Origin of the sequence: Enterococcus sp. JM9B (genome assembly GCF_009933265.1) — a bacterium.
Classification (GTDB): Bacteria; Bacillota; Bacilli; order Lactobacillales; family Enterococcaceae; genus Enterococcus_C; species Enterococcus_C songbeiensis.
In genome coordinates, this window is the sequence record NZ_MAEK01000028.1 from 137,485 (window position 1) to 163,688 (window position 26,204).

At 37.8% G+C, this 26,204-nt stretch carries 20 protein-coding genes; 5 read left to right on the top strand and 15 right to left on the bottom strand.

Features of this window, described 5'->3' with window-relative positions:
* From BAU16_RS08215 to BAU16_RS08225, 3 genes are read right to left on the bottom strand one after another with little or no spacing between them, the layout of a single operon-like run.
* The gene (locus BAU16_RS08215; protein ID WP_048603698.1) at positions 1-816 is read right to left on the bottom strand and encodes a Cof-type HAD-IIB family hydrolase; all 816 of its coding nucleotides are present in this window, start codon (positions 814-816) and stop codon (positions 1-3) included.
* Entirely contained in the window at positions 809-1,936 is a 1,128-nt protein-coding gene (locus tag BAU16_RS08220; protein ID WP_161526902.1) for a glycerate kinase family protein, read from the bottom strand. The genes BAU16_RS08215 and BAU16_RS08220 overlap by 8 nt, the downstream gene beginning before the upstream one ends.
* Positions 1,937-3,613: a sugar phosphorylase gene (locus BAU16_RS08225; RefSeq protein ID WP_161526903.1), complete on the bottom strand. Its 1,677-nt coding sequence runs from the start codon at positions 3,611-3,613 to the stop codon at positions 1,937-1,939.
* A 43-nt stretch (positions 3,614-3,656) separates the two neighbouring features.
* Between BAU16_RS08225 and BAU16_RS08230 the strand changes: the two genes are divergently transcribed.
* Positions 3,657-4,403 (top strand): MurR/RpiR family transcriptional regulator, encoded by a 747-nt coding sequence (locus BAU16_RS08230; protein ID WP_161526904.1) that lies wholly within the window; start codon positions 3,657-3,659, stop codon positions 4,401-4,403.
* 50 nt (positions 4,404-4,453) lie between these two features.
* Here the strand turns inward: BAU16_RS08230 and BAU16_RS08235 are convergent, their stop codons facing one another.
* From BAU16_RS08235 to BAU16_RS08245, 3 genes are all read right to left on the bottom strand, one after another.
* The gene (locus tag BAU16_RS08235) at positions 4,454-6,043 is read right to left on the bottom strand and encodes a PTS transporter subunit EIIC (protein ID WP_161526905.1); all 1,590 of its coding nucleotides are present in this window, start codon (positions 6,041-6,043) and stop codon (positions 4,454-4,456) included.
* A gap of 130 nt (positions 6,044-6,173) precedes the next feature.
* On the bottom strand, positions 6,174-8,777 hold the full coding sequence (locus BAU16_RS08240; protein WP_161526906.1) for a glycoside hydrolase family 38 C-terminal domain-containing protein: 2,604 nt from the start codon (positions 8,775-8,777) through the stop codon (positions 6,174-6,176).
* 100 nt (positions 8,778-8,877) lie between these two features.
* Positions 8,878-10,839 (bottom strand): fructose-specific PTS transporter subunit EIIC, encoded by a 1,962-nt coding sequence (locus BAU16_RS08245; protein WP_161526907.1) that lies wholly within the window; start codon positions 10,837-10,839, stop codon positions 8,878-8,880.
* Positions 10,840-10,970: 131 nt separating this feature from the next.
* Between BAU16_RS08245 and BAU16_RS08250 the strand changes: the two genes are divergently transcribed.
* Complete coding sequence (locus BAU16_RS08250) at positions 10,971-11,729, top strand: MurR/RpiR family transcriptional regulator (protein WP_161526908.1); 759 nt, start codon at positions 10,971-10,973, stop codon at positions 11,727-11,729.
* An 86-nt stretch (positions 11,730-11,815) separates the two neighbouring features.
* Here BAU16_RS08250 and BAU16_RS08255 read toward each other — a convergent pair whose 3' ends face one another.
* Together BAU16_RS08255 and BAU16_RS08260 are read right to left on the bottom strand one after the other, a co-directional pair.
* Complete coding sequence (locus BAU16_RS08255; protein ID WP_048603691.1) at positions 11,816-12,226, bottom strand: VOC family protein; 411 nt, start codon at positions 12,224-12,226, stop codon at positions 11,816-11,818.
* A gap of 79 nt (positions 12,227-12,305) precedes the next feature.
* Positions 12,306-14,060: a flavocytochrome c gene (locus BAU16_RS08260; RefSeq protein WP_161526909.1), complete on the bottom strand. Its 1,755-nt coding sequence runs from the start codon at positions 14,058-14,060 to the stop codon at positions 12,306-12,308.
* 127 nt (positions 14,061-14,187) lie between these two features.
* Here BAU16_RS08260 and BAU16_RS08265 point away from each other — a divergent pair, with 127 nt between their 5' ends.
* Positions 14,188-15,789, top strand: coding sequence for a sensor histidine kinase (locus BAU16_RS08265; protein ID WP_161526910.1), 1,602 nt, complete (start codon positions 14,188-14,190; stop codon positions 15,787-15,789).
* On the top strand, positions 15,767-16,501 hold the full coding sequence (locus tag BAU16_RS08270) for a response regulator transcription factor (RefSeq protein WP_161526911.1): 735 nt from the start codon (positions 15,767-15,769) through the stop codon (positions 16,499-16,501). Before BAU16_RS08265 ends, BAU16_RS08270 begins: the two co-directional genes overlap by 23 nt.
* A gap of 193 nt (positions 16,502-16,694) precedes the next feature.
* Here BAU16_RS08270 and BAU16_RS08275 read toward each other — a convergent pair whose 3' ends face one another.
* The 5 genes from BAU16_RS08275 to BAU16_RS08295 form a co-directional block, all read right to left on the bottom strand.
* On the bottom strand, positions 16,695-17,684 hold the full coding sequence (locus BAU16_RS08275; protein ID WP_161526912.1) for an aldo/keto reductase: 990 nt from the start codon (positions 17,682-17,684) through the stop codon (positions 16,695-16,697).
* A 24-nt stretch (positions 17,685-17,708) separates the two neighbouring features.
* The gene (locus tag BAU16_RS08280; RefSeq protein WP_161526913.1) at positions 17,709-18,443 is read right to left on the bottom strand and encodes a hypothetical protein; all 735 of its coding nucleotides are present in this window, start codon (positions 18,441-18,443) and stop codon (positions 17,709-17,711) included.
* A 28-nt stretch (positions 18,444-18,471) separates the two neighbouring features.
* Complete coding sequence (gene uxaC, locus BAU16_RS08285; RefSeq protein ID WP_161526914.1) at positions 18,472-19,866, bottom strand: glucuronate isomerase; 1,395 nt, start codon at positions 19,864-19,866, stop codon at positions 18,472-18,474.
* Between the two features lie 64 nt (positions 19,867-19,930).
* The gene (uxuA, locus tag BAU16_RS08290; RefSeq protein ID WP_161526915.1) at positions 19,931-21,001 is read right to left on the bottom strand and encodes a mannonate dehydratase; all 1,071 of its coding nucleotides are present in this window, start codon (positions 20,999-21,001) and stop codon (positions 19,931-19,933) included.
* Positions 21,002-21,004: 3 nt separating this feature from the next.
* Positions 21,005-22,618 carry a mannitol dehydrogenase family protein gene (locus tag BAU16_RS08295; RefSeq protein ID WP_161526916.1) on the bottom strand — a complete coding sequence of 538 codons (1,614 nt, stop codon included), beginning with the start codon at positions 22,616-22,618 and terminating at the stop codon, positions 21,005-21,007.
* A gap of 122 nt (positions 22,619-22,740) precedes the next feature.
* Between BAU16_RS08295 and BAU16_RS08300 the strand changes: the two genes are divergently transcribed.
* On the top strand, positions 22,741-23,418 hold the full coding sequence (locus BAU16_RS08300) for a GntR family transcriptional regulator (RefSeq protein WP_048603682.1): 678 nt from the start codon (positions 22,741-22,743) through the stop codon (positions 23,416-23,418).
* On the opposite strand, the gene BAU16_RS08305 is transcribed toward BAU16_RS08300, so the two are convergent.
* Both BAU16_RS08305 and BAU16_RS08310 read right to left on the bottom strand, forming a co-directional pair.
* Entirely contained in the window at positions 23,411-24,085 is a 675-nt protein-coding gene (locus tag BAU16_RS08305) for a hypothetical protein (protein WP_161526917.1), read from the bottom strand. The genes BAU16_RS08300 and BAU16_RS08305 overlap by 8 nt on opposite strands.
* On the bottom strand, positions 24,060-26,189 hold the full coding sequence (locus tag BAU16_RS08310) for a hydantoinase/oxoprolinase family protein (protein ID WP_048603680.1): 2,130 nt from the start codon (positions 26,187-26,189) through the stop codon (positions 24,060-24,062). Before BAU16_RS08310 ends, BAU16_RS08305 begins: the two co-directional genes overlap by 26 nt.
* Between the last annotated feature and the right edge of the window lie 15 nt (positions 26,190-26,204).

Genomic DNA, 26,204 nt, shown 5'->3' on the forward strand with positions numbered 1-26,204 from the left:
TTAATTCCTTCTTTCTTCTTCTAATAATACATCAATTTGATCTAAAACAGCATGCTGATTGTTTGTTCCAATGATTTTATATGCAACATCTTTTAGTTCTTCTCGAGAATTTCCCATTGCGAACGAATAATTCACCAATTCAAACATCCCTAGATCGTTTAAATTATCTCCAAAAACTGCAATTTGATCTTTTTCCAACTGCCATCTTTTCATTAAGAAAGTCAGTCCCGCTTCTTTTCCCACACTAGGATCGATAAGATCAACTGCCTCATGGCCGCTTGTTACTGCTTTAACACGTTGAAATAGATTTTCCTGAATTGTCTGCACACAGGTACCCACTGTTTCAGCAGGGAAATTCAAAGCAAATTTATAGATTGTGTCTTCTACAGTGCGATAATCTTTTATCGCTTGTAATTCTTGGTAAAAAAATTGGGCTTTTTTCATATATTCGGGTGCAGATTCTTTATAGATATATGCATGTTTTTTTCCAGACATAACTAGACGAAAATCCTTTAAATCCTCGTTTCTTTCTAAAACATCCAATATATCGGTGATTACTACTTTAGGAAGTGCCCGTTCAAAAACGACCTTCCCTTTTTCTATGATACAAGCCCCATTTTCAGCGATAAACGTGATTTCCTCCGCAATTTCAGGAAAATACTTTTTCAAATGCCAATATTGATTTCCCGAAGCAACAATAAAAGCGATTCCGTTTGCTTTCATCTTTTCATATTGCTTTAAAAATCGTTGCTTATCATATTCTTTCTCATCTGTTAAAAATGTTCCGTCCATATCTGCTGCGATTGCTTTAATCATTTTGTTTCCCCCAATAAAAGACATTCGCCAAGGACGACGCAGTCAATCCGATATTTTTCAACGTTGTTTCTTTTTTCATCGCCTCTTCAAGAGAAACAGGCGATTGTTGGATACTAAAAACGCCTAAGAACAGTTCTGCTAATTCACCAATGTCTTCTGCCCGACTACCACATACTCCAATCACAGGAATTTGTTCTCGTGTTGCCAAAGTAGCTACTCCAAAAGGAACTTTTCCCTGTGCCGTTTGCGCATCCAATCGTCCTTCTCCTGTAAAAATAAGCGTTGCATCTTTTACTTTTTCTTCTAATCCTATTAAACGACTAATGGTTGTAAATCCTGGTTGAATTTTTCCGTCTAACGCTAGAATTGCACCGCCTAAACCGCCGGCGGCTCCGGCTCCTGCTTCATTGGCTAAATCAATTCCATATTTTTCAAGAATTTTCTCTGATACTTTTTTTGCCTGTTTGTTCATTTCCTTGATTGTTTCAGTTTCAGCACCCTTTTGAGGGCCAAAAATTTCAGCAAAACCATTTTCTCCCACGTAGGGATTCGTCACATCTGCCAATGCAATCAATGTAATGCCTGTAACTTCCTGACGAGCTGGTTCTAAGTCAAAATCTGAAATGGTTAATAATGGATTACCCTCACTTGCCGTCTTGATTTTTCCACCCAACCCCTGCAAAAGACCCAATCCTCCGTCAGAAGTTCCGCTACCACCTAGGGAAACATAAATTACTTGAGCCCCGTGCGCTATTGCATCTTTAATCAGTAAACCCAAGCCATAAGTGGAGCCCTGTCTTACTGCTTTATCAGAAGGTTGAACAAGATGGATGCCAATGATTGCCGCAGATTCAATGAAAGCCGTTTGTTGTCCTTTGAAGTCTGTCATTAAATACCGACTAACCACGGGTCTACCCAACGGATCTAGACTCGTGAAAGAAATCAATTCTCCTCCCAAGGCGTGTCTAAGAGCTTCGATGGTTCCTTCTCCCCCATCAGCAATCGGAACATTCAGTTTTTCGGTCCAAACATCAGCTGGCAAAGCACTTAAAACTGCCCTATTTAATTCTTCTGAAGATGCACTCCCTTTGAAGGAATCAATCGCTGCTACAACTTTCATTTATTTCACGTCCTCTTTTATCCAAACATAGTCATACGGATCTAATTCAAGCGTTCCCTCAATTCGTCTACCACTAACCAAATCAACACCACTGATTTGATTGACAGTAACAGGTGTATTGCTGACATTGGTCAATGATAAAATCGATTCTTGTTGATTTATCCGTCTTAAGGCAAATACCCGAGAATCCAATTTGATAACCTTTTGTTCACCATAAGGATCAAAAGCTGCTTGTTCTCCACGAATTTTAATTAATTGAGTAATCCCTTCATAGATGGCTTGTCGATAGCTATCTTCATTTAAGTCTTTTAAAAGTTTTTCTTTTTCTAGTTTTTCTCGATTGATTCGTCGATTAATACCTGTCTGCTCGACAGCAGCCGCATCATTTTTTGATCCAAAAATTGAATGGTAGTATATAGCAGGCACGCCAATGACTGATAATAAAATATGATGCGCTGCAATCATTCTTTTTTCGGTTGATACAACATTCGAATTATCTCTCAAGGCTTCACTATAATTGATATTCATTTCATAAACGGATTGGCTTCCATCGGGATTATTTTTATAGGAAATCTTTCCACCATTTTCAATGACACGATCTACTAACAGTTGTCTCTCTGCATCCGTTAAAATACCTTCTGTTGGCCTTAAGCCAATACCATCATGGGATGCCAGAAAATTGAAATAGGTACCTGTATCAGATACACGATGAATACTTTCTGCCCAAGTAGTTAGTTTATCAGCATTTCCAGTAATGAAACTAAATAGTGTCAAAGGTGGTAACGGAAATTGATACACTTGGTTCGCTTCGTCCTCTCCATTACCAAAATAGCTGATATTGTCCTGATGAGGCACGTTTGTTTCTGTAATAATTTGCATATTTGGCACTAATTCATCTAACATGGTCCGCCATAATTGAATAATTTCATGGGTTTGCGGCAAGTGCATGGAGGTTGTTCCGCTTTCTTTCCATAAAAAACCTATAGCATCTAGTCGAATTGAGGCAGCACCTTTTTTTGCATATTCTAATAAAACTCTTGTTAAACGAACAAGCATCTTAGGATCTTGCGCATTTACATCGACTTGATCCTCACTAAATGTTGTCCATGCTTGAATTTGTTCACCTGCTTTGTTCTCGTATTCATGGAACAACGGTGATGTCCGTGGTCTTGTGACGTTTTTGCTATCAAAGGTAGGATCAAAAGTGATGAACGCTTCCTTAAAGTCAGGATCATGTTCCAGAAAATGTTGGAACCATTCACTTGATTTGGACATATGATTTGCTACAAAATCAAACATTAATCGTTTTGAAGCCGCTAATTCAGCGATATTCGACCAATCACCTAGGTCCGGGTTGATCTTCAAGTAATCCACAACTGAAAAACCATCATCAGAAGTATAGGGAAACATCGGTAAAAGGTGAATATCAGTGATAGTATCTGATAACGTCTCAGATACTATTTCGTTCAATACATGTAATGGTGCTTGGCCTTTTTCATAGAAACTATCTCCATAGGTAATCAGGTAAACATTTTTTTCCGACAGACGTTCTTTTGCTTCGAAATCTTTTTTGTTATACTCTGTAAGTAATTCCTGAAAAAGCTTTTTTGCTGCTTCTAATTTCTGATCACTATAGATCTTTTCTAAGTGGCTAGTGATTGCTGTTTCTAGATTCATTTTAGTATGTCCTTTCATTTCAAAAAATTGAGGTGTGTCAATCATGTATTTTTACGAACTCTTAAAGAAAAATCGCCATCTTCTTAATGATAATGAAGAGCAGTTGCTAAGTTACTTCTTAGACCATGCAACGACTATACAGCAGCTGACGATTCGTGATGTTGCCAAAAAATTTTTTACTGCACCAAATACAATTACTCGTATGTGTAAAAAATTGGGCTTTATTGGTTACTCCGATTTTAAAGAGGCTCTTTATATCACCACTATTGAGGAACAAAGCTATTCTGATTTTACTTCTCTTGATGATCAGCTTGTCCGCACAAAGCAATTATTAAATTTGGATACCCTAGCTCAAATCAACAAAGTCATTTTTGAAGCAGAACAAATTTTAATCTTGGGCGTTGGATTATCCCGATTGCCTTCAGAAGAGCTTCATAATTATCTGAGTGTTTTAGGAAAAAAAAGCCAAATTTATCTTGATCCGCATTTGATGCGGCATGCTGCAAAAAAACTAACGAAAAACGATGTCGTGATTGCTTTTAGCATCAGTGGAGAAATCGAAAATATCATTAATCCGGTTCATATTGCTAAAGTATCGGGAGCCACAACGGTTAGTATCACTGGATTTTCCCAAAATCAGCTTTCGAAAATCACCGATTATCAATTATATGGAATGACCTCCCGAGTGATTATTGATGGTATCGATGTTTCTGATCGCCTAAGTTTTCATTATTTGGTAAATAAACTATTTACCGAATATCTAAAAACATACTACTCTTCCGCTTTTTAAGATTTAAGGTAAAAAGGATTAAGTCAGGATAGGCTTAATCCTTTTTACTATTAGTCATTCATATTTGCAGAATCTTTTACTTTCAAGGCAATTCCTTCTACCTGAGGTCCATAAACGACTTGAACATTTTTATCATCCAATTTCATGACACCGACTGCTCCAGTCGTTTTTAAGATGGCTTCGTCGATTTTATTTGTATCTACCAAAACTAATCGCAACCGGGTAAAACAATTATCGATTGATTGAATATTTTCCCGGCCACCGAGTGCGTTTACGATAATACTACCCAGTTCGGAAGGATCCGCTACCTTCGCAGGTGTAGACACTTCGTCTGTTTCTAATTCTCGACCAGGTGTTTTGACATTTCTTTTTAAAATAACGTAGCGGAAAACAAAATAGTAAGCAGCTGCGTAGAATATTCCGATTAAAACGGCAAAGAACCAGTTTGTACTTGTTCCTCTTAAGGCTCCAAAAACGATTAAATCGATCGCACCACCCTGAACATTTCCAATGGAGACGCCTAACAAACTCATCAACATAAAGGACAATCCTGACATCAATGCATGGAAAATAAATAAGATTGGTGAAACAAAGATAAATGAAAATTCGATAGGTTCAGTGATTCCCGTAGTAAAACTCGCAATGGCTGCTGCCAATAACAAGGCTTTGACCCGTTTCTTTTCCCCAGGACGTGCTGTTTGGAACATGGCAAAACAGGCTGCTGGTAATCCGAAGACCATAAAAGGAATTTTTCCTTGCGCTAGGAAACGAGTCGCTTCTCGCATCACAGACATATCTGGATTTGATTCTGTTAACAAGCGATTGAAAATATTTAACGCACCAACAATTTGTTCACCATCAAGCATTGCTACACCGCCAATTGGCGTAAAACGAACAAGCTGGTTTAAAATATGATGCAAACCTGTCGGTACAAGTAATCGTTCGATGAAACCAAACAAGAAGACTCCAAATGAACCTGATTCTGCAATAATATTTCCAATTCCTTCAATACCTTGCCCTAAGATTGGCCACACGTAATACATAAGAATACCAAGAATTGGAACTGTCACAGTAGTCATAATAGGAACCAATCGTTTTCCACCAAAGTAACTGATTGCCATTGGAAGTTCAGTCTTGTAAAACCGATTGTGAACTGCCGCTACAAGAATTCCCACGACGACTCCACCAAAGACGTTCATGCGGTAAGTAAAGACACCTAAGACCGTTTCATATAAAGAAGCTGTTCTTGTCGCTTCTAATGTAGAGCCTCCCCCAGCAACCAACGCATCGACAGACATCGTTGTTGCATTGATTTCATTAAGATTAAGAAAATAGCTGATCGTTATGTGGAATAAAATGAAACCAATGATTGCTGAAAATGCAGCCGTTGTTTTTTCTCCTTTTGCCAGTCCAATCGCCACTGAAGCGGCAAAAAGAATAGGCAGGTTTCCAAATAGTGCACCAACAATTGCTCGGATGAAACCAATTACATTTTGTACTGCACTCATTGATGTAAACATTTCTCCAACGATTGCTGGATTTTGTAACACTGAAGCTAAACCTAAGAAAATACCTGCTGCCGCAATAATTGAAATCGGCATCATTAATGATTTCCCTAATTTTTGTAAATATTCCTTCATGTTTTGTTGCTCCTTCCATTTGATAAATTGAGTATATAAGGAGTTGTAAGCAGATACAATAACTATAGATAAAATGCGAGAATGTGTACAGAAAATTATCTTGTACACATTCTTGTGTTTTTGTTAATTATTAACACTCTGTATCTAAATCCAATGCTAGGGTAACAAAGTCTTTCTCTCCTAATTTCGATATATCATTAAATTTTTTTTCATCTAAGGTCCTAATATGTTGTCTATATTCTACTGGAAGGGTTATTTTTCTATCTTCGGGATTAAAGAGCCTAATAATTATCTCCCCTGTATTCTCAGCTTTTTTTAGAGTTGCTACAAAAAATTCTTTAGGCACTTGATAAAATATTTTCTCACTAGGAAGATTGATCAGATTCTCTGGTTGAGGTAATTCAAATCGCTCAACTCGTTCTTCATAACTATTTAAATACTGAAGCTGATAGGTTAATTGCTGACAGGAAAAGTCTTCATAAGCGGTATATAATTTTTCTGGTTCAAGATTCTCATTTCCCCAACGATACCCTAAAGTAAATTGAAGTTCTCCCAACATCTGAGCATTGGGCGTTTCAATAGTCTTATTATTGATTCCAGAAGCCCTACCTGGGCGCCATGCTAAGTTGTCTTTACCCAGCAATCCGACACTTCGAAACAATGTAATAGCCAAACTTTCTCCTTTTGCCTCATATTCTTTCAACCCTTCTGTAAAAACTGTTACGTTTCCATCCTTTTCAGGTATCGAAACAAAGCGTTCAAGAGGGTAAATTGGCTGAGGTGCTTCAACAAAGCCCTTTGCTTTCCAATTATCTAAATAATCATTCTCATTGGTTCTCTTAATTAAGGAATATCCCTGATCTGCATAATTAACTTGTTCTTCGTTAGTAGTAAAAAAGCGCATTCGAACGCGATGATCTTTCATCTCATTATTTAATGTATGCTGAATACGAATCACATCAGAGCCTTTAATCAGTTTTAATTTTGATACAATTACTAACTTCTTCTTTTTTTCATCAAAATGTGCCAAGTCATTCGCTACATTAAGATTTGTTTCTACCGTAATTTCGCTTTCTTGAGCAGACTGTCTCACTTCGATTACTCTAAATAATGAAGAGTAATTAGGTTTATCATTAGCTAATGGAGAAAAGTCATAGGAATCTCCCGCATCTGCTCTATTTTCAAAATCAAATAGGTTCTTTTTCTTTTTCCCATCGAATCGTTCTACTTGAATTTGACCATTGATAACCTCGATTCTATAAAACTCGTTACTAATACTACCCGTTGAACATATTTTTGGAAGTTGATTCTTTTCATCAGAAATATTCAACCGACGATAACCAAATCCAGAAAAAGAAACTTGGGCAACAATACTCGTTCGGTAATACCCCGGTAAAGCAATTTGTTTTTCTCCATCGGCAGTAACTTGTACCTTTGTTCCACCTGAAATATATTCTTGACTTTTTATTACTTGTGAAAGGGTTTCTCCAAAATTGTCTTTTAAAAGGACATGCTTATTTTTTGTGAAGAGAATGAATTCTAGTTGCTTATTTATCGCTTTAGGTAATAAATTGAAGGCAATTACACCTTCTTGATTCTTTAAAATACCTCGACTAATTTGTTTTTTTAAGATATTTATATAGTCGTCTATGATTCGTTCTATTTTCCGTAAACGATTGATAATTTCGCCATTTGTCTCATCTGAGTTACAACCACCGATCGAATCATGGGCATGTACGTCAAATAGTAATTTCAAGCAATGGTTTATCCATGTTTGTGGATAATTCCCTCCAAGCTTTTTACTTAAAACAGCCAATGGTTCTAATAGTTTATAAAGCTTATCTTCAACACGAGAATTTAGTTGCTTAATATCGACCCTTTGGGATCGGATTGTATTATGGATTCTAGAATTTTGACTAGCAATCAGCTCTCCAGAAATTGTTTTTCGATTTGTATCCATCCATGCTTGCTCCATGAAACTTTCATAATCACTTAAAATAAATTCGTAATCAAGATTAAGATGATTTAACTCTTGAATAACTTTTGGAAAGTGAGTCCGTATGAATACTTGGTCTCCACCAGCAGGAAGAAGAACTGGTGAATCTTCCTTCGTTCTCATTTCTAATTTTTTCAACATGGGCAATAACGTTTCTTCAACATATTTTTTATCGCTTGCTAAAAATTTTCCTGGTCCATAACCCAAAAAAAGATTGTTGGTTGGAATCCTTTCTCCATTTGGAGATTGCCACCAAAAATTTAAATCATCCGAGAGTTGATTATTATAAATACCTCGTTGTAATATGCTGTACCCAATTCCAAATCGTTTAAAGATACTTGGGAGATAAGAATTTTGACCAAAAATATCTGGTAAGTAGCCAATATTCATAGAATGGCCCATTTTTTCAGCACCTTGTTTTCCTAATAAAAGATTACGAATGATCGATTCCGTTTGTACTAATAAGGTATCTCCTTGAGTGTACCATGGACCAATATGTAGTCTTCCTGATTTAATCAACCGGTGTACCCTTTGGCGGTCCTCAGGTTTATACTTTAAATATTCTTCAATTACTGAATACTGACCATCAAACGTATACGTTGGAAATTCCGAATGATTTTCTAAATAAGTAAGTAATTGAGACATGTTTTCCGTTAATAATACATTGGAATCTTCAATTGAAAAATACCACTCTCTATCCCAATGACTATGTGGAACTACAAATACTTTTTTCTTCATATAAAATTCCCACCTATCCTTGTAACTCTACAATCCATAAATCAAAGTCTACGACTGAAATAATCTTCATCTTTCAGTCGTAGTCTCTTTTTAGTTATATTTATTTTGCTTCTTCTCGTTTTAACAATGCATATCGAACAAAAATGTTTGCCAATGCAATAACTAAAACACCTATCGTAAGCCCAATAAGGTAAGCTGGCAAATGGGTAACCAATGGCCATCCCCAAACTGCAGGAAGTGGTAACCATTGGACTGCTCCTAATGCTACAGCTGTACAAGCACCTATGATCGATCCAATAATGTTAATAGGAATCGTGATAAGTGGATTTCTTAACATAAATGGAATTGCACCTTCAGAAATCGCTAGAAAACCTAATAAAAATGAAGTACCACCAACAACTCGTAAATCTTGAGGATAAACTCTCCGTCCAACAACAAAACGATCAATCATCGTAGATAAACCAAGACCTAGTGGTGGAATAACAATAGCAAGGACTCTAGGCGTCAATGGAAATATTTTATCTGCTGATAAGCCAATCGCAATTGCACCAGCGGCTTTATTTACTGGACCGCCTAAATCAAAAGCTGTTGCAGCGGCAATAATGGCTGACAAACCTAACTTACCAGAACCACTCATACTCGTGATACCATCAGAAATAATTTTGTTCAATCCACCAAAAATTGGATCAACAATGAACAGGTTCAATATAAAAATTAATAATACAGATAACCCTGGGATAAGGAACATTGGTTTCATAGCATTAAGATTTTTACTTAGCTTAATTTTTTCATTCAAAAATCGTGAAATATAACCAGCACTTATCCCTAATACTAATGCACCCAAAAATCCACTAGGAATTCCACCTTCAATTCCCCAAAAAGTATAATGCAATCCACCAGCAAATAAACCGCCAGCAAAACCAGCAATCAGTCCTGTACGATCAGCAATTGAATAGGCAGCAAACATAGAGAAAACTGGATAAATAAATTTAAACAACATATTTCCAAAATTATCTAATAAATGAAGAAAGCCAACTAGTCCATCCGAATTATTATATTTTACATCTCCAATTAATCCTGGATCCATACCTAATCCTAATATCCAAATCAATTTTGCTATTCCCAACATCAATCCAGCCGCAACAAGTAACGGAATCATATAGGAAATACCCGTCATCACAGCAGACATCAACTCTGATTTAAATCCTTTTTTATTTATTTCTTCTTTATTTTCTGTCCGTTCACCGTCAACCATTCCATCGGGAGAATTCAACACCCGGTCCAATAATTTTTGACTGTTCTTTAGTGGTTCTGCAACTTTTACTTGAACATATGGAACTCCAGCAAATCGTTCACGATCCTTGATTTTTGTATCGACAGCAAAAATAATTCCATCTGCCTTCTTAATCATTTCTGTTGTGATACGATCTTCTATTCCATTGGCACCCTGTTTTTCAACATGTATTGCTATACCCTTTTGATCTGCTGCTTTTTCTAACGCTTCTGCCGCCATGTAGGTATGTGCTATACCCGTCGCACAAGAAGTAATCCCCAAAACAAACTTTTTGGATTCAGCAAACTTTGGAGATGCCTTTTCCCCATTCTCAGACAAAAGTTCGTAGAATTGTTTTGCTGTTGAGGTGCTTTTTAATGAAGCAACAAACGAATCATCCATTAAACGAGTACTGAGTTCGGATAATAATTTTAAATGTGTTGTCCCAGCTTCTGTTTCAGGAATAGCCAATAAAAATATAATTTCAACTTGGTTCTCTGGATTTAGTGATGCCCATGCCTCTTTTTGGAGCGGTTTCGTTAATGTCATTGCTGCGAAGCCAGCCTTTTTAACTGCTTTGCTTTTTCCGTGAGGAATTGCTAGACCATTTTCCATACCAGTTTCAGAATGATGTTCTCTTTCGTATACTGCTCTCAAAAATTCTTTTGAATCTGTCACATAACCGTTTTCACTTAAACATTTTGTCAATTCTTCTAATATTTCTTCTTTTGTAGAAAAAGACTTTTGAATTTGCAATAATTCTGGTTGCGTCATCGTCTCAATTTTCATATTTTTTTACCTCCATATTTTCTTAACAAAGCAACTATAGCAATAAAATGAAATCCATTTCATTCAACAGTTGGATAATTATCCAGATTGATGTAGAATGAGAGAAATTAGTTTTTTAGGAGAAGGATATTATGGGTCTACTGATTGAAAATTATGGAAATAAACTTTCCGAATTGAGCGAGGCCGAGCGCTCTGCCTTTTATGAGCTGGATAATACTCCAGAATTAATTTCCCGATTAAATTTGACCGCTTTAGCACAAAAAATCGCCTCATCCAACTCGACAATCATACGTCTTTCTCAACGTCTAGGATTCCAAGGTTTCTCACAATTTAAGTATGAAATCAATCGACTTCTAACTCAAACCGTTTATATTAAAGAAAAAGATTTGCTCCTGCAATATCAAAATTTTTTCTCACATTCTCTTACCTTAATTACCCTAGAAAACCTTGAGTACTTTGCCAAAAAGATTCAAGAAGCAAATAATCTCTTTCTTGTTGGAGTCGGTTTAACAAAACCGATTGCTGAATACATGAGTAAACGTTTATATCAATTGAATCGTCCATCTATGTATATCTATGAGTCACATATGTTAGATCTTTTACCACAATTACTAAAATCAGATGATTTAGTTATTTTTGTCAGTATGAGCGGGGAAACACAAAGCCTGCTCGTTTCAGCAAGAAAAGTAAGGCAGAAAGGAAATACGATACTGTCAATCACCAACTCGCCAAACAATTCTTTAAACAATCTTACAAACAGAAATATAAATAGTAATATTCCTACAAATGTTTTTCACAATTATGATATTACATCAAGAGCCTTTTTAATGGTGCATGTTGATCTCATTCTTGAAATCTTTTTAAAAAGATACAGTGACCATGAAAAGTAAAAAAGATGAACGTTAATCAACCGAATGGTTGGTTAACGTTCATCCTAAGTATTTTTGTCTTTAACTCATAATTTTACAAATCATTTTCACGCATAATTCAACTGCCAATTTACACCAAAGCGGTCGGTGACCATGCCGTATAATTTTGCCCACGGTGCTTCATCCAGCGGCATTTCGACTTTTCCGCCTTCTGAAAGTTTGATAAATAATTGTTTCGTTTCTTCTTCTGTTTTGGGTTGAATAACTAAAGAAATATTATTTCCCACAATCAATTCTGGAGCGACCCCTTCAGGATTGTCGGCAAACATAACTAAGGTTCCGTTGATTTCCATACGGGCATTAATAATCATGTCCTTAACCTCATCCGATAGATGCATTTCTTCTGTTCCCGGCATTTCACCATACGTTGTGATGTCCGTAGCTTTGGTTTCAAAAGCTTTTTCATAAAAAGCAATTGCTTCACGGGCTTCCGCTTTAAAATTCAAATAAATATCCACTAGAAACAGCCCCTTTCTTGTTATCAAAATAGCATAAGAAAGCGTTTTTCACAACTGAGATGTCTCTAGAAGGAATCACTTATTCTTTCCCGACCGTTTGACCTGCGATTCGACCAAAGGTAATGATATCCGTGATTGCATTTCCGCCTAATCGGTTGCTTCCTTGGATAACACCTGTCAATTCACCAGCGGCATAGAGTCCAGGGATTGCCTTGCCATCTTCATCAAGTACTTCTGTTTTTTCATTGATGACAACACCACCCATCGTATGATGGATCGAAGGAACTGCTTTTTCTACATAATAAGGACCATCGGCTAAGGAAACTAATCCCCCACGATGATGGAAATCTTTATCATCTCCACTTTTTGCGTATTCATTGACTTTTTTAACTGTGTCTTTCAAATTATTAACATCAATATCGAAAAATTCAGCTGCTTCTTCCAATGTATCTGCTTTGACCAATAATTTTTCTTTGATTAATTCATCGTATTCATCTTTATGAGCAGCCTTTGTTTTAGAAATTGCATCGATATCGTCGTTCCAAATTTGGTAACAATATTTTCCAGTTTGTTCTAAAATAGCATTAGAAATCACATCTCGACGTTCCAATTCTTCGACAAACCGTTTGCCTTCTTGATTGACTAAAATTGCTCCGTCAAAACGGGTATCCGCTAATAAAGAAATCATGCCCGTCTTTGGATTGGCGATTGGATAAGTTTGAATGCTCTCCATATTGGTTAAGGCTGCACCGACATTTTCTGCCATGACAATCCCGTCCCCAGTTGTTCCTTCCGTATCCGTTGATTTATACCGTTCATCGTATTCTTTGTTATATTTTTTACGCATTTCCACATTCGAACCAAAGCCGCCGGTTGTTAAAATAACGGCATCTTTCCCATGGAAAGTAATTTCATTATCTTGATTGTCTTGTGCTTTCACGCCGGTTACTCGTCCATCTGCATCTTGGATCAATGTATTTGCCCGTGTATTCAATACGATTGGAATTTTTAATTCATCCGCTTTTTTCTTGAGTTTCGTAATCAGTTCTTGCCCAGTATGTCCTTCCGGAATCAATGCCCGTTTGTAAGAATGTCCCCCAAATTGGAACAATTGGTCATCCAAAAATTTTACGTGGATGTCATCTCTTAACCATTCAGCCGATTGCAATGCGCTTTCTGCCATAATCCGAACCATTTTAGGATCTCCTAGATTATCGCCGCCCTTCATTGTATCTTCGTAGTAGGCTTCAACAGAATCCCCTTTGATTCCCAAATCCTTTTGAACCCAATTTCCTGGTGCGTTCATTTCCCCACCAGAAATCAGTGTATTCCCACCGACTGTCGGCATTTTTTCTACGATCACAACATTTTTTCCTGCTTCTTTGGCTTCGATTGCTGCACTAAAACCAGCACCGCCAGAACCTACAACTACCACATCATAGGATTGATCTGTATCTACTTTGGCTTCCTTCGTTTTTTTTGCCTTAACAGCAGCTAAAGTCACGCCGGATTTTTCAATAGCATCTTTAACCGCCGCAATATACCCTTCACTTGTTGCACTAGATCCGCTGACAACATCAACATCGATTGAATTTCCAGCGATAATCGTATCTTTTAATTGATTATAGACAGGCTCAGATAAAACTTTATTCTCTCCTTGCTTAACTACTTTAATATCTTGAATCTGATCGTCCTTGAGCTTTACCTCAACTTTTATATCGCCATGCTTTCCTTCTCCAGTTCCTTCAACCGTTTGTTCTTTTGCCGATGAACCACAGCCGGCAATCAATAAAACAGTCATGAAACTTGCTAAAAATAGCCCAATCTTTTTCATTTGAAACGCTCCTTATCTTTTTGTGATACCATGAGTATAATTAGTTACCCCAAAATTTTCTTTGGACTTTTCCAACATTAGGTGGATATTTCAGTCCAAAGTGATAAATTACACAAGGAAGTGCCCCATGCGTTCTATAAAAAAACAACTATTTTTTCTCTTTATTTTTGTTGCGACGATTCTAACTCTCTTGATTTTTGGTGCCATGCGTTTTGAATTGTCACGAAATGTTTTGCCTTTGAATCAGTCCATCACACAACAGTTTGTAGATAATCGAACAAACCAAATCAACAGTTGGTTCGGTGAACGGATTGCGGAATTACGTTTAATCGCAGATTTACCTGCTCGTCACAGCTATACCCGTGAATCACTGTTTGATGAAACGTTTGCTCTTGAAAATCAAAATCAACGGAACTATTTATCAATTCGATTAGTTTCTCGTGAAGGAGTTTCTTATTCTCGATTTTATGAAAATTTCTCTGTTAAGGAACGTTCGTATTTTAAGGAATTGGTCCAACATCCTGAATTGGATTATACAGTTAGTGACCTATTGCATTCCAAAGAAGATCAACAGGCTGCAGTGATTATTCTCTATCGCTTAAATCGCCCATTACAAGATGGCACAAATTTTATTTCAGCGGCGATTCCATTATCAAACGTTCAGACACTAGCCAAAGATTTGGCGTTATATGATGGAAAAGGAACCTTAGTGGGCGCAGACAATCAATCACCAAAAATTAATGAAAAAAAGGAAATCCTTTTTACTAGCGGAATCGATCTCCTTCCAGATTGGAAAGTCAACTACATCGTTCCTAAAAAAAGTTTAGGAGGAACCACTAATCAGCTATGGCGTCTATTGTTCATCATTACGGTTATTGTCCTTTCCCTTCTAGCAATTTTACTATTGCTTTTATCAAGAAAAATCATTGCGCCGATTCTTGCACTAAGTAACACCATGGCTGAGGTACAAAAAGGAAATCGGAATATTCGTGCAGATATCCAATCACCTCAGGAAATTGCCCAGTTAGCAACGACCTTTAATCAAACCTTAGATAAGGTTTATGAAAACGAAGCGCTTTATCGCCAAGCCTCCGTTCAGGTGTTGCAGACGCAAATTCAGCCGCATTTTCTTTACAATACTTTGGATTTGATTCAGTGGCAGGTTTTAGGTAATGATATCGATCAAGCGGTTACGACGATCGAATATCTCAGTACTTTCTTCCGAAAAGGCTTGAATCGTGGGAATGAATTGATTACGATTGAAGATGAATTGGCGCATGTAGAAAGCTATTTACAAATCCAACAATTGCGTCACGAAGAGTTACAATCCTTTACGATTCATGTGCCAGAAGAATTACGACAACAAACCATGCTGCATTTTCTATTGCAGCCCTTAGTTGAAAACGCCATTAATCATGGGATTCGTCCCTTACGAGAACGTCCCTCTAGCTTAGCAATTGAGGTGACAAAACTGACAACTGAAACTATTCGGATTCAAGTAAAAAACACTGGCTTACCAATTCCGGAAGAGAAGCTAATTCAACTTAATTCATCAACAAAAACGCCAACTTCTACTGGCTATGGAATTGCCAATATCCGACAACGACTCCAACTTTTTTATGGATTAAATGCTCATCTACTCTTTTTTAGCTCTACCGAAGAAACCATTGCACAAATCGACCTACCAATAGAAAAGGAAGAAAAAAATGACGACACTATTAATCATTGATGATGAAAAAGCACTGCGGGAAGGATTAGCCGGCTATATCCGCACGATTCCTTCTCCTTTTCAACAAGTACTCACAGCAGCCGATAGTCAAGAAGCACTCACCCTTTTTGAAAAACAATCTGTTGCAGTCGCTTTTGTAGACATCAATCTTCCTGACATGAACGGGCTGGATTTGATCCACTTACTCAACCAGCGGTACCCGGACACGATTATCATCATCATCAGCGGATTTGACGATTTTGATTTTGCTCGACGGGCAATCACATTAAATGTCTATGATTATTTATTAAAGCCGATTCCAAAAACTGATCTAAAAAAAATTCTCACTCAATTGACACAGCTATTAAAAAAGCAACCTGTTACTGTTTCAAAACTTACTCTCCCACAGGAAGCAAAAATGATTATCGATACTCATTATTCAGAAAAAAATCTTGCCCTGAATACCGTTGCTGCTCGTTTATTCGTCAGTGATACTTATCTTAGTCGACAAATGAAGAAAGAATTGGGCTACTCTTTTTCAGAATATTTGATTCAGCTTCGGATTCAAAAAGCCAAGGAACTGCTTGCCGATCACCAGCTTCTTTATTCCATCTCTGAAATCGCAACAAAAGTCGGCTACGAAGATCCCCATTATTTCAGTCGAATTTTTCGAAAAAAAGTTGGTGTTTCCCCCATTGAATTTCAAAGAGAAAACAAAAAACTAGATAATTAGAACAACAACCCGTATCCAGCATTGCCATTGATTCAAGTAGGGCAACAATCTCATAACTTTATAAGGCAGTTTCTTTTTTCAACTTCATTGATTTTTTTGGCTTCAGTGATGCCTAAAGAAATGCAAAACAACCGCAATCACTTCAGATTACGGCTGTTTTGCATTTTTCATTAATCAAAATACGTCTCTTTTTTTATCCTTTTAGAATTTGTTGGATCTGCTTATTTTCTTCTGCAGATAACAAGGCGTTTTCTAATGTTTGTAAATTATCATCTAGATGATGCACCTTAGTTGCTCCCACTACAACAGAAGTGATTTCCTTTTGATTGAGCAGCCAAGCCAAGGCCAACTGAGAAAGTGTCTGATTCCGTTGATGAGCAATCTCAGCTAATTTCCGTAGTTTTTGTTGTGTTTTTTCTCTTGCAGGACCATCAAGAAGTTGCTTATTTGTGCGATGAATTGGTAAATCTTCAGAAATATGTTCACTCATTTTATCAGTAAGCAACCCTTCTGCCAACGGTCCATAAGCGATACTGCCAATACCATTCTCATCTAAAAATTCTAATAGTCCACTGTCTCTTGCTTCCCGATTCATCATATTATAAGACATTTGATGAATCACAAAAGGTGTTCTTCTTTCTCTAAATAGACGAACCATTTCAGCGGTTTCTGTTGGATTATAGTTAGAAATCCCCACATAATAAGCTTTTCCTTGCCGAACAATTAAATCAAGTGCCTCTGCGGTTTCTTCAAAAGGTGTATTGGGATCTGGCCGATGGGTATAAAAGATATCGACATAATCTAAATTCATCCGTTGCAAGCTGTGATCCAAACTGGAGGCAAGGTATTTTTTCGAACTCCATTCCCCATAAGGTCCAGGTCCCATATGAAAACCTGCTTTTGTTGAAATGACTAATTCATCCCGATAGGCAGCCAAATCTTCCTTCATGATTTTACCAAAAACTTTTTCTGCATCGCCAGGTGTCAGACCATAATTATTTGCCAAATCAAAATGAATGATTCCCTCATCAAATGCGTGCAATACCAATTCTCTTGTTTTTTCGTGGGTGGATAATGCGTGACCTCGCCACAAGCCTAAGGAAATCGGTGGCAGTAAAACGCCGGATTTTCCACTTCTAGTGTAGCTCATTTTGTTGTATCTTTGTGAATTTGCTTCATACATATTCTCATCCCTCTCCTTTTGATACTAAACAATAACTGCTTGAACACGGCTGATTTCTTGTGGTATTTCTGTAAAGTTCATTGGATACTCAAAAATAACAATTTTCTGATTTTTCACAACCAAAGGCCAATTAGCCAGTTTTTTATCCAGCAATACTGCTTCTCCTTGTGCATCCATATTTTTTAAATGGATCACATCCACATACTGGCTGACTTCTGCCCAGGCTTTTTCTGGATCTTCCTTCATAATCTGCCAATTTCCCAAATCAAAAGTATAATCAATCGGTAATTTTTCTGCCTTGATTGTTTCCAATACCCTTTTTACATTGGCCAGTTTTCCATTTTCAGGTGTCTGATCATTTTCAATTCTAAGCTGAATCCCAGAATCACCCATTTTTTGAGTGAACTGTTGTGCTGCTTCTTTTGATAACGTACAAAATTCACCCGTATTAACCTTCATGCTGATGCCCTCAAATGAAGCGAGTTCCTCCAGCCAAATATCCAGCTCCGGATTTATTCCTCTTGATAAAAATAAGGATTCTGGAACAGAATACATCATTTTCCAATCATACTTTTTCTTTAGTGACCGAACTGTTTCCATTTCTTCTTTTCGTTTTGCAGCATCTGCTGAAAACATTTCTCTACGAACTTCTACACCCGCAATTGGTAAATTTTCCTCTCCTAAGCGGCTCAAAAATTCAATTTGACTAGTGCCCGGTTCGCCCTCTTTTACAATCGTGTTTATCAACAGTTCCGTCATGTATTTACTCCCTCGAATCAAGAAATTTTTATTTATTGAACCCAAAATAATTCTCCGCATTCGTATAAGCAATTTTTGCCAACTTCGGTCCAAGAACAGTGACGTCACTTGGTAATTGGTCCTGTTCGACCCATTCACTGACTAATTCACACAAGATTCGGCGGAAATACTCATGTCGTGGGTAGGAAAGAAAACTGCGAGAATCTGTCAACATACCGACAAAATTGCCTAAAATTCCACCTTCCGCAAGCGTTGTCAATTGATGCCTCATGCCAGAATAACTATCATTGAACCACCAAGCTGCCCCCAACTGAATTTTTCCTTTAACATCTGATTGGAAACATCCCATCAATGTTGTCAGAGAGATAAAATCTTTTGGATTCAAGGAATACAAAATGGTTTTTGGTAATTTGTCTTCCCGATTGACATAATCAAATACCTTTGCAATGGCAGCAACGATTGGTTCATCATTCATGCCATCTCCACCAACATCTGGCCCAAGTTTTTCAAACAATTGGCTATTGTTGCTACGGGTTGCCAATAAATGCAATTGACAGGTCCAACCTTGTTCAGCATACAATTTCATTAAATCACAAAGTAAACCAAAGTGATAGTTTGCGATCTCTTTCTCGGTTAAAGATTGATTGTTGCAGCGTTTTGCAAAAATTTCTTCTAAATCCTTTTGAGAAACATCTGCCCCAACCAATGCGGTAAAGCTATGATCCGACAAACGACAACCTGCATCATGAAAGAACTGGATTCGATGCTTCAAAGCGGCAATCATTTCTTTATAGGTAGTCACAGAATGACTCGTTAATTCCGCCAATTTTTCCAAATAAGGAATAAACTCTTCGGCATCAATAGCAATTACCTTGTCTGGACGAAAGGTAGGAAATACTTGAAAAGCTGATTCTTCTTCCGCCAATTTTTTATGATAAGTCAAATCTGAAATTGGATCATCCGTCGTACAAATAACTTTAACTTGCATTGCTTTGATAATATTTCGAGTCGTCATTTTTTCAGAAGCTAGGGCTAGATTCGCTTTTTCCCAAATTGTTGGTGCTGTTTCCTTCGTTAGAAGTTCTTCAATCCCAAAAATTCGTTTCAATTCTAAATGGGTCCACACGTATAATGGATTGCCAATACATTCTTCAATTGTTTCTGCCCAAGCCAAAAACTTGTCATAGTCAGAAGCATTTCCTGTAATCAGCTCTTCATCTACCCCATTTGCACGCATCAAGCGCCATTTGTAGTGATCGCCACCTAACCAAGCCTGTGTGATATTCTTAAATTTCCCATTGTCATAGATCTCTTTTGGCTCTAAATGACAGTGATAATCAATAATCGGCATTTTTTCCACATAGTCATGATACAATTTTTTCGCCGTATCATTTTTCAATAAAAAATCTTGATCTAAAAACATAACGATTCCTCCTACAAAGCTAGACTAGATAAATTGATTGCCCAATTCACCTAGCCTGTTTTGATTATTTCGTTTTTTCTAATGCTTCCCATAAACCAATCAGATAAGAAGCTCCGATTGCCCGGTCGTACAGACCATATCCCGGACGTCCAGTCTCACCCCAGATCATCCTACCATGATCTGGCCGAATGTACCCATCAAACCCGTTGTCATGCATTGCTTTTAAAATTTCAAACATGTCTAACGAACCTTCTGTTGAAAGATGTGGTGCTTCATAAAAATCTTTTTCTTTGCCTAAATATTTGATGTTACGAATATGAGCAAATGGAATCCGATCTCGTTTACAAAATTCTGCAAGAATTTCATAAACATTATTTTGTGGATCTTCGCCAATTGAACCAGTACATAGTGTAATCCCATTTGAAGGACTGTCCACGACGTTGCAGATCCAGTCTAAGTCTTCTCTATTTTTTACGATTCGTGGCAAATCGAAAATGGAGTAAGGCGGATCATCTGGATGAATTGCCATTTTAATGCCAACTTCCTCACAAACCGGAATGATTGCTTTCAAAAAATAGGCCAAATTTTCCCGTAGTTTTTGATCATTTACGTCTTTATAGACTTCAAATAATTCTTTCACATGGACCAGCCGTTCCGGTTCCCAGCCTGGTAAAGAATAATCACCACTAGAAGCTTCGACATCCTTAATAATTTCTTCCGGACTGCGTTCAATTCCAGCTTTTTCAAAAGCCATCGTGATGGAGCCATCCGGTAACACATATTCCAAATCTGTTTTGATCCAATCAAAAATCGGCATAAAATTATAACAGATTACTTCAATTCCATATTCTGCGAGGTTGCGGATCGTTGTTTTATAATTTTCAATGTATTGATCTCGGGAAGGCAAACCAATTTTGATATCGTCATGGATATTGACACTTTCAATTACTTTTAACGTCAATCCAGCTGCTTCAACTTCTTCTTTTAATGCTTTGATTCGTTCCTTTGGCCAAACTTCTCCTGCCGGAATATCAAACAAAGTCCCTACAATTCCCTTCATTCCGGGAATTTGACGAACTTCTTCTAACTTTATTTTATCATCATTATGTCCATACCATCGAAATGTCATTTCCATCGCTTATTTCTCTCCCAACTCTTTTTTTAATGTTTGGCGGACTGCCCCAGGTGCTGCTAAAAGTTTAGTGACATATCCTTCAATCACTTCTCCTAAACCTGCCTCATAGAGATCCACACCAAAGATTTGTTCATTGCTTAAGATTGGTTGGATCGTTTCTTTTACAAGCAAAGCACTGGCGCCAAAGGTCAATTGACTGGTTCTCGCCTGCAAATCCGACAATAGTGGATCCGGGCTTAAAGGAAAGGCTTCTCCCAAATCATCCAATCCAACTAAATAACGGATCCAACCAGCGATTGCCAATGGAATATAGGTCAATTGACTGCTATCTTTTTCTGGATCTTCCATATATTTTCGAATGGTTTCTCCAAAACGGATCGCCACTTTTTGGGATGTATCGGTAGCAATTCGCTGTGGTGTATCAGGAATCATTGGATTTGGCAAACGCTTCGTGATTAATTCATCAATAAAGTCTTGTGGATGAATGATTTTTGGATCATCAACGACTGGCAACCCTTCTATATAGCCGACTCCTTTGATTAGTTTTACTAATTCTACATCTTTCATTTCCTCAGCGATTGACTGGTACCCAAGCACACAACCATAAACCGCTAACGTAGTATGCAGCGGATTTAAACACGTGGTCACTTTCATAGCATCTGCCTTATCCACCGTGTCACGATCAGTCAAAATCACGCCAGCTTTTGTAAAATCTGGACGTCCATTAGGAAAACTATCCTCAATTACTAAATAATGGGTTTCCTCAGTATTTGAAAATGTTGCAATGTTCGTCCCCTTTTGTGTATGAAAAATTTGGGTTTCTTCGACTCCCGCTGCTTTTAATTGTTGAGCCACTTTTTCTGACGGAGCGGGTGTAATTCGATCAATCATCGTCCAAGGAAAACTTACTTTCTGATTATTCATTACATAATCGATAAATTCAGCTTCCACCAAATCATTTTTTTGCCATACCTTGGCAATCGTTAAAATAGCCTGCTGGAATTTCAGCCCATTTTTAGAAAAATTATCTGTTGAGACTAGTGCGATCGGCGCTTGATTTTTTTTGTATCGAGCAAACAATCCACCAGCGATGATACTCATCGTATGAAATGCGCTGCTTGGCCCTTTAAGCATATCTTTTTCAACAACACCGATAAAGTCCCCTGTAGCATTCACTAATGAATAACCTTTTTCCGTAATCGTAACTGTCACCAGCTGCAAAGAAGGATTTTCAAAAATTTCTTGCACAGCCTGATACTCAGCAGGACGATCAGGAACAGCAAAATAACTTTCTACTGTCGATAAAAGCAGTGTTTTTTCCAGCACGTCATGGTCTTTCATTACGACTTCAAGAATTTGATTTCCATATGGCTGGTAGACGTTATCAATGACTTCCTCATCAAACGTTTCACAAACAACCACACCACTAGAGAGTTCCCCTGCTTCAATCAATTTTTGAGCAATTTCTGCATGGAATGCTCGGTACAAATTTCCTCCGCCAAAATGCAGCCACTTAGGTGAAATTGCGGTTTCCTTTTGCAATTCGTCTAGTGTTATCTCCGGTACATATACGCCGGCTTGTCTTAACTGATCAAAGGTTTGATTTTTTTCTTCCATTATATTTATTTCCCCCTTTACAAAATAAATAGCAATTTTATTGCTAATCGTTCTATTCTTTCCATTAAATGAAATGCTATAATGTTATCAATCTACTGATTATAAACAAGAGAGGCTAACATATGGCAAGCAACTTACAACAGCAAGCATTTAAAGCTATACGCAAACAAATTATCTACTCTGAATTAGAACCCGGAACAAAAATTTCCGAAAAAGAATTGGAAGAACGTCTCCAAATTGGCAGAACACCGATACGGGAGGCTTTGATTCAATTAAGAAACCAGGAATTGATTTATGCTGTTCCCCAGTCGGGTACGTATATTTCACAAATAAATATCGAATCTGCTTCACTTGCACGGTACACCCGAGAAATCTTGGAGAAAGCTATTTTACCTGAATGCAGTGCTAAACTTACTCCCAAGGGACAAAAAGTTCTTGAAGCAATTCTGGAAGAAACAGAGCAGGCTGCTTTAGCAAAAAATAAGAAAGACTTCTTCCAACTAGATACAACTTTTCACCGAACTTGTTTCGAAATCGCCGGAAAAGGTGAAATTTGGGATTGGGTAGAAAACTATGCCACCCATCTTGACCGTTTCCGTTGGTTACGATTAAGTATAACTGAACTTGGCTGGGAACGAGTAGTAGATGAGCATCAGACGCTTCTTCAAGCAATCGTCAATCACGACCTGGATGAAATCAGTTTTCTTTGCTCTGTCCATCTGCATATGATTATTGAGGAACAAGAATACGTAATGCATAAGTACCCTTCCTATTTTACTCCCAATACGGTAATTATTTAGTCTCATCTTCCAAAAGACTTTTTACCTCATTATATAATTTCACTGTCTGCTCTTGGTCATAAGGCCAAACAAGAACAAGTTCTAGCAAATAGGGTGAAAAATCAAGTTGATTGAATTCTTTGGAAAAGCTCATTGCTGCAATTTCACTTAATGCTCGGACATTGGAACGATACGTATAAAACAAAAATTTCCACAAATCGATTTTTGTTTTCTGCGTATAAATTTCTGAGTCATGACTTTCAATATGATGAAAAAGTTCATGACTCAAAATATAGTTTTCTATTTGCTCTTGATTAAACCCTGTTTGGTCAGAAAATTCACTGAACTTCTTAATAGGATTATCCATGAGTAAAACTCCACGATCGGGATCATATAAAGCAAACAATAACCGATTGCCAATTTGTTCCTCATCCGAATGTCGAATCGAAACACCCATTTCATCAAAAATTTCGCTGCTGGATTTCTTCCCATACTCTCTGCGGATTTTTCTAGCCGTTGCAATCCCACACGCAATAGAAGAGGCGATCATTTGCCTCTTCTGCTGCTGTGTTATTTTTTTATTAAGAAGATCTCGTTGAAATTGGTACTTCCCCCAAACCACATCTGGAACTTGTTTCAGTTCCAGAATGATTTGTTCAAGATTAGGTTTGCTTAATGTTTCCGGCAATGACAAGGACCTCCTCGTCTGGTTCCAAGGTAGACACTTCCAGTTCAGTCAATAATTGTAATTGATCTAGCTCTGTTGCAGAGAAATCAGCCACTCGCGCACCTAAACATAAGTAATATTCAGGTCGAGCAATCAATTCTGTTTGATATACTGCCATTTCATCCCACAGATTTAAAATTGCATCCATATATTCTGCAGCAGTTTTCTTCATGCACATTGCATTTCCCCGCTGAACTTTGATAAAGCCTTTTTTATCTACAATTCGGATATTCCCAGCTTTAGTGGTACAGCCGTTTTCCCCAAAGACATAGAAAAATTTACTTTTGGCCAATAAAGTGATGTCAGCAGTTTGTAGTCGCATATCTTCTGCCGCAATTTCCATTGCTTCTTTTTCATCGACTTCTTTCGTTAAATCAGTTGCTTTGACTTCTGTTGAGCCCGTAGCAATCGCAGATACTTTCGAAGTTTGTGGATCAATCTCCACGTGGATTTCAATCGATTCTGGTGTTGCTCCCGACTCAATGGCTTTATTCATTGCTTCATTTTTAATTGCCCGAATATCTTCTTTGCTTGGAGAAGGAATGATTCGTTCTACTACATCTCGAACCATAGCCAGTGCCACCCCGATGGAAGAAATTACTTCTGCATTTTCGGGGATTGAATATTTTACTCCCATCTTATTACTGAAGTAAACGATTAAGGAAGCTGCTCCGCCACCAACTCCAACAAGAGAAATTTGATCTTTTTCTAATTTGTATTTATCCGCCAGCTCCAAAATGACCGGTTCAATTTTGGCATAGGCTTTTTCCATGATTTGATTGGCGATGTCTTCCACCGTCGTGCCGCAATAATCCGCCAATGCCTGCATTGCTTTTCTCGCTGAGTTAACATTTCCATAAGAGAAATGTTCCGGTTGGACCAAGCCCAGTACGTTTGCTGCACAAGAATTGGTGATGGTCACTTCTTCTCCTGTACCTAAAATGACTTTGACATAATCTGCCGGGTCCCCTTCTCTTGGAGAGAAAAATTCTACCCGTGGTTCTTGAATTTCATCTTCTGGTGTGAAGACTGCATAATCCAATCCGGCGATATGGGCTGACCGGGGTCCCACATCAATGATCCCATTTTTATCCGCCCGAACCATCGAACCGCCAGCAACGCCTAATACCCGAACATCCAAGGAAGAAATGTATGTTGGATGGCCGCCAACGATGGAATAGTCGATAGCAGGACGGCCATTTTTGATAACACCGATATTGGTAGTGGTACCCCCAACTTCAAAGTACACACCATTTGAAGCTCTTAGATACATCAATGAACCCATCACGGACGCAGCGGGACCTGACAACATGGTCAAGACGGGGCGTTTTTTCATTTCAGAGATTTCCATTACTCCGCCGTCTCCCCGCATAATCATCAACGGAACGTTAACACCGGCTTCTCGAACAGAGGCTTCCGTAGAATTGGCAGTATCCAGCATTTTTGGCAAAATTGAAGCATTGATCGCTGCCGTTCTTGTCCGACGGGTCAACCCATACAATTTGGTGATATCTGATGCCATCGTTGTTGGAATGTTCATTTCTGATGCAGCACCATAAACGATTTTCTCAGGTTCTCCATTATCAACACCAAAAGCCATCGATGAAACTAAAACTTTTGCTCCTTCATTTTCGAGATTCCCGATTGTTTCTTCTACTCGATCCATACTCAATTGTTTCACTGGAATAAATGAATTGATAATTTCAATCTTTTTATTATTTCCGAGATCAATATCATTTAACCGTGTTTGGCGCTTGGCAAGAAAGCCTTCAATTCCACCTTTTGACATTCCAATTACGCCGACTTTTGCAACATCGCCTTCAATCAAGGCGTTAGTTGCCTGCGTAGTGGAATGGGCAACAAAAACAACATCGTCTGGACTGATATTATTTTCTTTTAGACAATTTTGAAAAGATCGGACAACACCTGCAGCTACTCCTCTTGGATCAGCGTGAGTTGTTTTAACAGAAGATTTTCCAATAATTTCATGCGTTGCATTATCAATTGCAACGGCTTTTGTATGGGTACCACCTACGTCGATTCCCATTCTGACTGAGCGTTTCATATGTTTCTCCCCCTA